General features: G+C 70.6%; 7 protein-coding genes. All 7 read left to right on the top strand.

Going from position 1 to position 11039, the window contains the following annotated elements; genetic code table 11:
- Window positions 1-756, top strand: a 756-nt coding sequence (locus GT354_RS45495; RefSeq protein WP_161363305.1) for an AAA family ATPase, incomplete at its 5' end; no start/stop codon positions are given.
- A complete protein-coding gene (locus GT354_RS45500) occupies window positions 741-1313 on the top strand; it encodes a hypothetical protein (protein WP_161363307.1) in 573 nt (190 codons plus the stop codon). The genes GT354_RS45495 and GT354_RS45500, both read left to right, overlap by 16 nt.
- 531 nt (window positions 1314-1844) lie before the next feature.
- Window positions 1845-2765 (top strand): segregation/condensation protein A, encoded by a 921-nt coding sequence (locus GT354_RS45505; RefSeq protein ID WP_161363309.1) that lies wholly within the window; start codon window positions 1845-1847, stop codon window positions 2763-2765.
- A gap of 169 nt (window positions 2766-2934) precedes the next feature.
- Window positions 2935-3558 carry an SMC-Scp complex subunit ScpB gene (gene scpB, locus GT354_RS45510; protein WP_237536106.1) on the top strand — a complete coding sequence of 208 codons (624 nt, stop codon included), beginning with the start codon at window positions 2935-2937 and terminating at the stop codon, window positions 3556-3558.
- A complete protein-coding gene (locus tag GT354_RS45515) occupies window positions 3558-4547 on the top strand; it encodes a pseudouridine synthase (RefSeq protein WP_161363314.1) in 990 nt (329 codons plus the stop codon). The genes scpB and GT354_RS45515 overlap by 1 nt, the downstream gene beginning before the upstream one ends.
- Before the next feature lie 495 nt (window positions 4548-5042).
- On the top strand, window positions 5043-7406 hold the full coding sequence (locus GT354_RS45520; RefSeq protein ID WP_161363316.1) for a vWA domain-containing protein: 2364 nt from the start codon (window positions 5043-5045) through the stop codon (window positions 7404-7406).
- A gap of 61 nt (window positions 7407-7467) precedes the next feature.
- Window positions 7468-11039: tubulin-like doman-containing protein (locus tag GT354_RS45525; RefSeq protein ID WP_202513033.1), on the top strand; the 3572-nt coding region annotated here is incomplete at its 3' end.

Genomic DNA, 11039 nt, shown 5'->3' on the forward strand with positions numbered 1-11039 from the left:
ATGTGCAACCAGAAGGGCGGCGTCGGCAAGACCACGTCGACCATCAACCTGGGCGCCGCGCTCGCCGAGTACGGCCGCCGGGTCCTGCTCGTGGACTTCGACCCGCAGGGCGCCCTCTCGGTGGGCCTGGGCGTCAACCCCATGGAGCTCGAACTCACGGTCTACAACCTGCTGATGGAAAGTCATCTCAGCGCGGACGACGTCCTGCTGAAGACGATCATTCCCGGCATGGACCTGTTGCCCAGCAACATCGACTTGTCGGCGGCGGAGGTTCAACTCGTCACCGAGGTGGCGCGTGAGACCACGCTCTCCCGGGCGATCCGCCCGCTGGTCAACGACTACGACTACATCATCATCGACTGCCAGCCGTCGCTCGGTCTGCTCACCGTCAACGCCCTCACCGCGGCCAACAGCGTCATCGTGCCGCTGGAATGCGAGTTCTTCGCACTGCGTGGAGTGGCGCTGCTCACCGAGACGATCGAGAAGGTGCACGAGCGGCTCAACCCCGACCTCGTGCTCGACGGCATCCTCGCCACGATGTACGACGTGCGCACCGTGCACGGTCGTGAAGTGTTGGCGCGAGTCACCGAAGCGTTTGGCGACCAGGTCTTCCACACCGTGATCGGACGGACCGTCAGGTTCCCCGAAACCACGGTCGCGGGCGAACCGATCACCACCTACGCGTCCAACTCGGTGGGCGCGGCCGCCTATCGTCAGCTTGCCAGGGAGGTGCTCGCACGGTGTCGCGCCGAGTGAGTCTCCCGGGCGCCGACGAACTCTTCCGGACCACCGGAGGCGCGATGCTTCGGCACAGCGCCGGCGGTGAATCGGGAGAGTCGCAGCGCACCGTACCCGCGCAGGCTTCGCCCCCCGGCGCCAACCCGGACAGCGCCGAACGACACGAGTCGTCCGGTGAGGCCGGCGGCTCCGGCGAGACCGAGCACCCCGTGCCCGGGCCCGTCCGTCGTGAGGCGCCCACCCCTTCGGGGGCGTCGTCGATGTCGCAAGCCGCGCACTCCGCGGCCGCGATGTCGGCTGCGGCCGGGGTCGACCCGAACGCGCGTCCGGCACATCGCCGCACGCGTGCGCAGCGGCGTCCCAGTGGGCGTGAGCGGCACGACGAGAAGATCACGGTCTACGTGTCGGCCGAGGAACTGATGGACCTCGAACACGCGCGTCTCAGCCTGCGCGGTGACTACGGCCTGGCCGTGGACCGCGGTCGGATAGTGCGTGAGGCGGTTGCCGTGGTGTTGGCCGATTTGGAGGCGCGCGGGGAGGCGAGCATTCTCGTCCGGCGTTTGCGGGGGTCTTAGCGGGGTTGTTGGTCCTCAGGCGCCGGGTGGGCTGGTTGTCCTCAGGCGCCGGACGGGCTGGTCGTCCTCAAGCGCCGGACGGGCTGGAGGTGTCCTCAGGCGCCGGACGGGCTGGAGGTGTCCTCAAGCGCCGGACGGGCTGGGGTGGCGTGGGACGGGCTGGTCGTCCTCAAACGCCGGACGGGCTGGTGATGCCCGGATGGGCTGAGGGATGTCTGGTGGGCCGGCCGTGCCGGTGGGCTGAGGATGTCCTCAAACGCCGGACAGGCTGGTGGTGCCTGGATGGGCTGAGGGTGTCTGGTGGGCCGGCCGTGCCGTGGGCTGAGGGTGTCCTCAAACGCCGGACGGGCTGGTGGTGCCCGGACGGGTTGAGGGTGTCTGGTGGGCTGGTCTTGCCGGTGGGCTGAGGGTGTCCTCAGGCGCCGGGTGGGGTGGTTCGGGGTTTGTTGTTCGTCTGGGTGGTCGAATTTTGGGGCGTCGGTCGGCGGGTCCGTGGTGTTCGCGCCGGGTGGGGTCGCACTATTGAGCACGATGTCCAACCGCAACGATTCAGTTCCTGCCCGGCGTTCGCTCGGTCGTGGTGGTGCCGCGCCTGGGCCCGAGGCCGTTCCCGTTCCGGTGGAGGACACGGGGTTTCGGGTTAGCCTGCACAACTTCGAAGGGCCTTTCGATCTGCTCCTCGGGTTGATCGCCAAGCACAAGATGGACGTCACCGAGGTCGCACTGTCCAAGGTGACCGACGAGTTCATCGCGTACATCCGAACCCAGGGCCCCGACTGGGACCTCGGCCAGGCCACCGAGTTCCTGTTGATCGCGGCGACCCTGCTCGACCTCAAGGCCGCGCGGCTGTTGCCCGCCGCCGAGATCGAGGACGAGGAGGACCTGGCCCTGCTGGAGGCGCGCGACCTGCTGTTCGCCCGGCTGCTCCAGTACCGCGCCTACAAGCAGATCGCCGGCATCCTGGAGCACCGCTGGGCCGAGGAGTCGCGCCGCTACCCGCGCGACGTCGCCCTGGAGCCGCGCTACCAGGGACTGCTGCCCGAGGTCGTGATCACCACGAGCCTGGAGCGCTTCGCCAGGCTCGCGGCCAAGGCGATGACTCCCAAGGCGCCCAGGATCGTCTCGATCGAGCACATCCACGCCCAGCGGGTGAGCGTGCGCGAGCAGGCGGCGATCGTGGTCGAGCGGCTCAAGCGCCTGGGCACCGCGACCTTCGCCGAGTTGGCCGAGGACGCGCCGGACACGTTGCACGTGGTCGCGCGCTTCCTGGTCCTGTTGGAGCTGTTCCGCGAGACGGCGATCACGTTCGACCAGGCCGAGGCGCTCGGCGAACTGACCGTGAAATGGACCGCGGGCTTGGACGAGGAACCGGTGATCGGCGCCGAATTCGACGAGTTCGACACGGTGGTGCGCGCCGACGAAGAGGCGACGAAGGCGAGGACGCGTGAGTGACGACGAAGGGGTTCGGCTCGAACCGGAGTCCGCGCCCGAGGTGCGCGCCGGCGCCCCCGCGCCCCTGGACGCCGCCGTGCCCGCGCCGCGTGCCGTCCGGGGCAAGATCCCGCCCCCCGCCCCGCCGGTGTCCGACAGCCCGCTTCCGGCGGCTCTGGAGGCCGTACTGATGGTCGTCCAGGAGCCGGTGACCGAGCACCTGCTCGCGCACGTGCTCGAATTCCCCGTCGCCGAGGTCGCCGCGACGCTGCGCACGTTGTCCCTGGAGTACACGACCCAGGGTCGCGGCTTCGACCTGCGCGAGGTCGCCGGCGGCTGGCGCTTCTACACCCGGCCCGAGCACGCCGCCGCGGTCGAGCGCTTCGTGCTCGACGGTCAGCAGTCCAAGCTCACCCAGGCCGCCCTGGAGACGCTCGCGGTGGTCGCGTACCGCCAGCCCGTCAGCCGCGGGCGGATCTCGTCGGTACGCGGCGTCAACTGCGACGGCGTGATGCGCACGCTGCTCGCGCGGGGCCTGGTCGAGGAGTACGGCATCGAGTACGAGACGCAGGCCACGCTCTATCGCACGACCGAGTTCTTCCTGGAGCGGATGGGCCTGCGTTCGCTCGACGAGTTGCCCGAGCTGGCCCCCTTCCTCCCCGAGATCGAGGCCCTGGAGGCGGAGACCGAGGGCGGTCTGGAGGGCTTCCCCGTACGCGCGGCGTCGCCGGTTGCGCGGAGCGGGGATACTGGAGGGAAATCCGGGACGGTGCACACCGCGCCCGACGACGGCGAGACGACTACGGAAGTTTGATGGCACCCACCAACAGGCAAGGCTCCGGCGGCAGCAACGACCGAGGCAACGAACGCTCGGTGAACAAGCGCGGGGGCACCGGGCGCGGCAGCAACACTCCGCAGCCCCGGCGTGTCTCCGACGACAATCGTCGGGGCGGTGCGGGTGGGGGCGCGAAGTCGGGAGCGGCCAACGGCAAGGACCGTCGCCCGGCCGCGAGCGCCGGTCGCCCGGACCGCCGGCCGACCACGATGCGCACGACCGAGCGCAACGAGCGCGAGCAGCAGGAGGGTGTCCGCCTCCAGAAGGTGATGGCCGACGCGGGCATCGGCAGCCGCCGGCACTGCGAGAACCTGATCGACGCGGGCCGCGTCCAGGTCGACGGCGAGCGGGTGACCGAGCAGGGCAAGCGGGTGGACCCGGAGACCGTCGAGATCAAGGTCGACGGGATGCGCATCCCGACCCGCCCGGCCGAGACGTACATCGCCTTCAACAAGCCCACCGGCGTCGTCTCGACGATGTTCGACCCCGACGGTCGCTTCACCATCGCCGACTACATCACCGAGTTCGAGCAGCGCCTGTTCCACGTCGGCCGGCTCGACACCGAGACCGAGGGCCTGATCCTGCTCACCAACCACGGTGAGCTGTCGAACCGCCTCACCCACCCCCGCTACGAGGTGCGCAAGACCTACCTCGCGTCGATCCAGGGCCCGATCCCGCGCGACCTGGGCAAGAAGCTCAAGGCCGGCGTCGAGCTGGAGGACGGCGTCGCGCGCGCGGACAGCTTCCGCATCGTCGACAGCGTCGGGCACAACTACCTCGTCGAGGTCGTGCTGCACGAGGGCCGCAAGCACATCGTCCGGCGGATGCTCGCCGAACTGGGCTTCCCGGTCGAGCGGTTGGTGCGCACCCAGTTCGGGCCGATCCAACTGGGCGACCAGAAGCCGGGCCGTACCCGTCGCCTGTCCAACGACGAGATCGGGTTGCTGTTCCGCCAGGTCGACCTGTAGCACGTCGACCGGATCGACCCGTGGCACGTCGGCCTGTTGCGGGTCGACGCGCGACACGTCGACTCGTGGATCGACCCACTCGGCGAGCGCCCGACGTTCGGGCCCCGGCCCGAGGTGTTTCGTACAGAACGTCGGTGCCGGTCAATCACCATGAGGGCCGCGGTAGTTCCACTTTCGAGTGGAACCGCTGCGGCCCTTGCTCGTATGTGGCCGATTCTGTTCCGCCAGACGTTGTGATGGTGCAAGGTGGTAGCCCTCACGGGGGTGAGCGGGTCATGGCCGAATAACGGTTCGGAACCGGGCGTGTTCCAGTGATCGTGAACGGTGCGCGCAGCCCCCGCCGATGCTGCTAGAACGTTGCCGAACACCCGACGTGTGCCTCGCACACGCGGGGCCGACAGCAGGGGGGACGCCACGTTGGTGCTGCCTGTCCGCCGGGGGGCGCCACGGCCGGCGCCCTCGACCCGGCGTCCACGACGATTCGCCGCCGGGCTGGTGACGGCCGCCCTGGGGGTGGCCCTGCTGCCCGGCCTCGCCCGCGCGGCCGAGACGCCGGTGGGTGATCCCAACCTCAAGGTCGCGCCGATCTCGTACGCGGTCCTCGTCGACGAGTCCGGCAGCCTCAAGGGGCCCGACCTGGACCGCGAGAAAGATGCCGCGGCGCTCGCCGCGATCGGTGAACTCTCGCCCGAGTCACGGGTGGGCGTGGTCGGCTTCGGCAGCGGCGCCGGCGAGAAGTCGGCCGTGGACGAGGCCTGTCGGATGACCGCGGTGACCGATCCCGCGGTGACCACGTGCGCAGGCAAGCTGCACGCGCGCACCGACCAGGAGGGCAACAACACCGACATCCCCGCCGCGATCAGGCAGGGCGTGAGCATGCTCCGCCAAGAGCCCGCGGGACAGGCCAGGGTGCTGTTCGTGCTCACCGACGGTGCGATGGCGGTCGAACCCGGCGAGGGCTACGGCAACGACACGGCGCGGATCCCCGGCGAACTCGACAAGGCGCTCACGTCCGCACTGGCCGAGGCCAAGGCCGCGGGCGTACAGATCTGGCCGCTGGGCTTCGGCAGCGGCATCAACGCCCAGCAGTTGACCCGGATCGCCGAAGGCGGCGCGCCCGCGTCCTGCGCGAACCGACCCGGCGAGAAGCCGACCGCGACCACGGCCAAGGACTCCGGCGAGGTCGTCTCGACGCTGCGCAAGGCGTTCGCGACCGCCCGCTGCGCGGGCGTGACCTCGGTCGACGACACCAACGTCACCGGCGAGGCCGACCTGAAGGTGACGATCCCCGCGATCGCCACCGACGTGGTCATCCAGGTTCAAAAGGCCGACGGGCAGATCGAGACCACGTTCTTCGATCCGAACGGCAAACAGGTCGAGCGCGGCGACGGCATCGAGCAGCGCGGGCAACAGACCAGGACCGAGACGCTGCGGGTGTCCAATCCGGTCTCCGGCACCTGGCGCGTGCACCTCAAGGCCCCCGCCGGCGTGTCGGGTCCGGTCAGCGCCGCCGCCCTGTGGCAGGGCGTGGTCAAGTCCTACGTCCAACTCAACCCCCCGCAACCCGCGGTCGGTCAGGACGTGAGGTTCAGCGTCTTCCTCCAGACCCGCGAGGGCAACCTGACCGACACCAAGGCGCTCGACGGCGTCACGGTGTCCGGACACGTCGAGGGCGCCGGCCTCAAGGCCGACGTCCCGCTCAAGGCGGGCGCCAAGGGCGAGTTCTCCGCCGCGTACAAGATCCCCGACGGGACGACCGGACCGATCAGCTTCACCGGCACGGTCGTGGCCCCCGGAGTCGACGGGACCCGCGAGACCAAGACCGTGACGCTGGGACAGGGACCCGCGCCCGTCTCCGTCGAGGCCACGTGGGGCAACCCGACGATCGAGCCCGGCGGCAGCGTCACGGGCAGCGTGAAGTGGAAGGTCAACGATGCCAAGGAGCACACCCTGCGCGTGCTGGCCGGCTTCCCGTCCCGTACCGGGGTGCGGATCGACGGCGGCGAGCACAAGGTCTCGGCCGGCTCCGACAGCTTCGACGTCAAGCTGCGCTTCGACGACGACATCGCCGAGGGCGATCACACCGGCCGGGTCACGGTCGTCGACGCCGGCGCCGGCGACGTGGTCCTGTGGGACGGCACCGTCACCGTCACCGTCGAACCCCCGCCCGGATTCTGGGAGAAGTACCTCTGGCTCGTGATCGGAGCCGTCGTGTTGCTCGCGCTGCTCGCCGGACTGCTCGCGTACTGGGCCAAGCGGCGCCGGCGTGGGCGCCGGATCGGACCCGTCGCGCTGCGCCTGTACCGCGACGGACAACAGGTCGGGGTCGAGACCCGGCCGCTGGACGAGAACGCCGAGGCCATGTGGTTCCGGCTCGACACCACGACCTTCCCGCCCCAGTTGATCCCGCTCTACCAACAGGAGCCCGGGACTTCGTGGACCGTGCGGCGATTGGCCGCGACCGGGACACTGGACCTGGAGACACCGCTCGGGACGCACCTCCAGCTCGACATGGGCCGACCCACCGAGGTGGAGACCGGTCTCGCGATCGGCTTCCAGGACGATCGTGTCCAGGCCCAGGGCGGTGTCCCGGGCGGACCCGGCGGCCCCGCCGGCGACTCCTACGGACCGTACGGCGCGGAGGCCGGCGCGATGCCACGCCCCTACGACGGCGGCCCGTACGGCGGCGCCTACGGGGGCGAAGCGACCCCGGATCCGTACGGTCCCTACGGATCGGGTCCGAGCCCGGGTCCGGGATCCGGCTACGGAACGGGCCCGGGACCCGGTTCCGGCTACGGGTCGGGCCCCGGCGCGGGTCCCGACGACAACGGGTTCGGCTACGGACCGCCGCGCACGTAGCCGGACGAGGACCGGCGGCACGACCGCAACACGCACGTCCCGCACTTTTCGAGGAGGGCCCGTGGCTCGCAGGGGCATGTCCATCCACCAGTCCATGTTGTTCGTGGGCCTCGGCGGCACCGGCTGTCTGATCGGAGCCGAACTCGAGCGCCGGCTGCGCGAGGAACTGTGCGGCGCGGACGGGACCGGGCTCGTGCAGCGACTCGGCGGCCAACTGGCCCCGTACCAGCTGCCCAACTGCATCCAGTTCGTCTACGCCGACCTCAACGAGAACGAACTGGCGCGCCAGCGGCTGCGCGCTGCACCGCCCGCGCACCGGGCCGCCGCCGACCGCAACGCGCACCTGACCACGCAACTGGTCCCGCCGCTGAACACCTATCCGGAAGTGGCCCGTTCGCTGCGGATCAACGCGTCGGAGGAGACCATCCCGTGGCTGCCGGCGCGCGAGGGCGAGCCTCGGGTGACGCCGTTGCGGCGCGGCGCGGGCCAGTTGCCCACGGTCGGGCGCGCGGCGCTGTTCGAGACGTTTCGCTCCGGGCTCAGCCCCGCGATGGATCCGCTGCGCCGCGCGGTCGGTCTGATCAGCAACGGCAACGACCACCTGATGGCGCTCAGCGGCAGCCAGAACAACCGCAACACGTGTGACGTGTTCGTCGCGTTCTCGATCGCCGGCGGCACCGGGTGCGGGATCTTCTACGACTACCTGCACCTGATCGGCGAGGCGTTCGCGCAGGGCTACGACGCGATCAAGATCTATCCGCTCGTGCTGATGCCGTCCGCGTTCGACGAGGAACGCGGCGGCGGTCGCCCGGCGGTGCTCAACGCCGGGCGCGCACTGCTCGACCTGTTCCAGCTCGTCGACGACCAGAACGGTCAGTACGCGCAGGAAAGTCTCGACACCGGGCTGGGCGCGCCGATCGGCGACCTGGCCGTGCGCTACCCCGGCATGGAGCCGACCCGGCTCAAGGCCGGCACCGTGCAGACCGGCTTCCTGTTCAGCCGCACCAGCGGCATCGAGCGCGAGGACCTGCACCGCTCGGTGGTCTCGCTGGTGATGTCGCTGATCGGGACCGGACTCAACCCCGGTGGCCCCGAGTTGGACAACGCGGTCATCCAGGGCGACCTGTACCAGTCTTTCGCGGACAGCTTCATCAACGAGGGAGTGCGCCGCGAGGTCCCCGCGCCCAGCGGCATCGGCGCGTGCGGGGTGTCCACGAGCCTGGTCGCCTCGATGACCGTGCCGGTGGACGAACTCGCGGACATCGTCGCCGGCCGGCTGCTCGCGCAGTCCGTGCGCGACCTGACCTCCGACGTGCGGGTGAGCGCCGAGGCGAACCAGGAAGCGGTCAAGTCCTTCATGTCGGTCGCGGGCCTGAGCGAACTGTGGCTGTGCGCACCACCGCACGTCGCGGACCCCCAGCCCGCGAAGGGCGCGGCGGGCATCATGCAGATGCTCAACGCCCGGGCCCGCGCGATGGAACAGGCGCTGCGCCAGCAGGAGGCGTCGTTGCGCGCGCACGCCGCGCAACTCGCCGAGGAGTTCAACCACGCTCGCGGGGTGCGTCAACTCCTGTCCGACGGCGACCTGTTCCGGGCCCGCCGGGTGCTGTTCGGCGATCAACGGCTCTACAGCGACGGCGACCGGCGCGGCGTGGCGGGACTGCTCACCTACGTCAGCACCGAGCCCACGCCGCCGCCCGGGATCACGGTCAACGCGCCGCACGTCCCGGCGATAAAGGACCGCGCGGGCGGGGTGGTCAAGGCCAAGTGGGGCGACCCCGAGGTGCAGCGCGCGCTGGCTGCGCAGCAGCAGTGGTTCGAGTGGCGCTCGCGGCGCAACTGGCATGCCCAGTGGGGCAGTCAGGCCGAGGTGTGGGACCGCAAGATGACCTACCTGCGCAGCGTCCTGGACAACCTGGGGCAGGCCTTCAACGACCACCGGGACCAGGAGGAGGCCAACTTCGGGCGCGCGACGCGCGAGTTGTACCGCCAGCGTTCGGGCGTGTCCTACCTGCTGCCGCCGCAGGGCGACCTGGAGTCGTTCTACCGCCAGGTGTTGCGCCGCTTCGTGGACCGCGAGCACCTGCCGGAGACGGCCGGCGCGGCGCAGGTCGTCGGCAAGCTGCTCGGCTCGGGCATCTGGCAGCGCGCGTACGAGATGGGCGAGGACCGCGAAGGCGGCCAGGCCGCCGTGAGTTATGTCAGGGACCAGATCAAGCAGCAGATCAAGACGCTGTTCGTGCAGGCCGGCGAGTTGGGCACGCAACCACTGCTGCCGCCGGTGCGCGACCTGCTCACCCGCGCCGCGACCAAGCGCGGCGCCGTGGTGGGCGAGGAGGATCTCGAACAGTTCGTGCAAAAGCTCGCGGGCATGCTGCCCAACGGCTTCTCGCCCGAGGGAAGTGGCGAGCTCAAGGTGCTCATCGCGCACCCGGGTACGTCGGCCGACTCGGACGTGCGCCAGTACCTCGAACGCATCCTGAACATCCCCAACGAGCCGTCCCGCAAGATCGATTTCCGCGCGGTCGAGCAGGAGTCGATCGTGGTGGTCCTGTTCCGCAGCGCGATGAGCCTCACCGAGGTGCCCGAGGTGCGGCAGGTGCTCGCGCAGTGGTCGCGCTCGCTGGATCGCCAGGACCCGGTCGACTTCCTGAAGTGGCGGCAGCGGCTGGGCTTCACCTACGACTGGCTCGCCACCACCGACGGACACCGCGTCTACATCCTGCACCGTCTGCTGTGCGCGATGTGGAACGGTCAGATCGACGTCGTGCGGGGGGATCCGGCCTCTCCCGAGGTGGTCGCGATCAGGCTGCCGCACGGGCCGACGGTGATGCGGCTGCCGCTGCGGCCGTTCGACCGGGCCTCGTCGTGGGGCAGCCTGCTGCGCGCGTACGAGGAGTGGACGCTGACCGACGACGCCCCGGTGCGCCGGGAGTTCGCGCGTCAGTTGATGCTCACCTACCCCGAAGGGGTGGGATCGCGGATCAGGCCGGCGTCGCCGCTGTACCGGCAGTTCGTGAGCGAGGTCGCGCCGCGACAGGTCGAGGTGCTCAAGGACCTGCGGGACCGGTTGCCGGAGCGCAGCCGGGGGTGGGCCGAGGAACTGCTGCGGCTGTGGCAGGTGACGTTGCCGGCCGCGCTGGACATGTCGTTCCCGCACCAGAGCACCACTCGGGACTCGTTGCGGGACCTGGGCTCCGACGAGGGGATCGAGTTCGCGCAGGCGCCCGATCGGCGCGACGCGCGTCCGGAACGGGGCGGGGCCGCACGGGACTTGGGTGGTGGCCGGCCCGGGCGTGATCCGTATACCGAGCGCGGGGCGCCCGGGCGGGATCCGTACATTGAGCGCGGGGCGCCCGAGCGGGATCCGTACGGGCGCGATGTCGCCGGGCGGGATGTGCCCGGGCGGGATTCGTACGAGCGCGGGGTGCCGGATCGGGACCGCCGGGAGCGTGACGCGCCGGGCCGGGACCCGTACGAGCGTGACGTGCCGGGGCGGGACACGTACGAGCGGGACGCGCCGCGACGGGACGGGTTCGAGCGGGAAGCCTACGAGCGGGATGTGCCCGGGCCGGGCGCGTACGAGCGGGATGTGCCCGGGCCGCGCAGGCACGACGTGCCGCCGGAGCGGGA

Origin of the sequence: Streptomyces sp. SID3343 (genome assembly GCF_009865215.1) — a bacterium.
Taxonomy (GTDB): domain Bacteria; phylum Actinomycetota; class Actinomycetes; order Streptomycetales; family Streptomycetaceae; genus Embleya.

Bases quoted from the DNA above. Each gene is read 5' to 3' on its own strand.
- GT354_RS45505 (WP_161363309.1), top strand. From the start codon at position 1,845: ATGTCCAACCGCAACGATTCAGTTCCTGCCCGGCGTTCGCTCGGTCGT.
- scpB (WP_237536106.1), top strand. From the start codon at position 2,935: ATGGTCGTCCAGGAGCCGGTGACCGAGCACCTGCTCGCGCACGTGCTC.
- GT354_RS45515 (WP_161363314.1), top strand. From the start codon at position 3,558: ATGGCACCCACCAACAGGCAAGGCTCCGGCGGCAGCAACGACCGAGGC.